The organism is Blautia sp. OF03-13 (assembly GCF_003460685.1).
In the GTDB taxonomy this organism is placed as follows: Bacteria; Bacillota; Clostridia; order Lachnospirales; family Lachnospiraceae; genus Fusicatenibacter; species Fusicatenibacter saccharivorans.
In genome coordinates, this window is sequence record NZ_QTVR01000065.1 from 1 (window position 1) to 646 (window position 646).

General features: G+C 34.7%; 1 protein-coding gene. It reads right to left on the reverse strand.

Annotated elements, in window-relative coordinates; genetic code table 11:
* Positions 1-188: 188 nt before the first annotated feature.
* Positions 189-455: a hypothetical protein gene (locus DXA55_RS16915; RefSeq protein ID WP_117804162.1), complete on the reverse strand. Its 267-nt coding sequence runs from the start codon at positions 453-455 to the stop codon at positions 189-191.
* Positions 456-646: the final 191 nt, after the last annotated feature.

A 646-nucleotide genomic window follows, 5' to 3' on the forward strand; every position in this document is an offset into this window, starting at 1 on the left:
AGTATCAAATTATGATGGTAAATTTGTGGTTATGAGTTGTGAAATACAAGACGAAACAATTATTTTAAAAAAGGGTACATATAGTTAGAATATGACAGGGGTTTCAATTACATATCATAAATATGAGAAAGTAATTTGCGAGTAAAAAACAGTCCTAACAAAGTTGTGTGAAAGGACTGTTTTAGGTGTTAATTGAATTCATTCATAGCGTTCACATATTCCTGTAATCCATTAGGTTTACAAGCTAATTCAGCATATAGCAGAGGATTCTCATGTGCCAGTCGGTACAGATACACAATATCATCAGGCGTATCAAGCAAGACAGATGAATTATATTTTTTACAACTGATAGAAAGAGGTGTGCCAGTATATGTATCATTGATGGCATTAACAATAACGGAATCTGTATCAGGTTCATACATGCTAAACAGGTAACAAGGGTTATTTTGTTTCATGATGTTCTCCTTCCCACAGATACTTAGCACCGTCAAGTAGATCAATGATGGCTGTAAGCATATTGTTATAGTCGGTTTGAAGGTAAGCGCAAAATATTGCTACGTTACTCATGAATTACGCTTGCACCAAAATGATAGATGCAAGCGTTTTACTCTATTTTAGTTTTGACAGTTCGTTTTCGCAGTCTCGC

Coding starts and splice junctions, on each gene's coding strand:
- DXA55_RS16915 (WP_117804162.1), bottom strand. CDS start 455: ATGAAACAAAATAACCCTTGTTACCTGTTTAGCATGTATGAACCTGAT.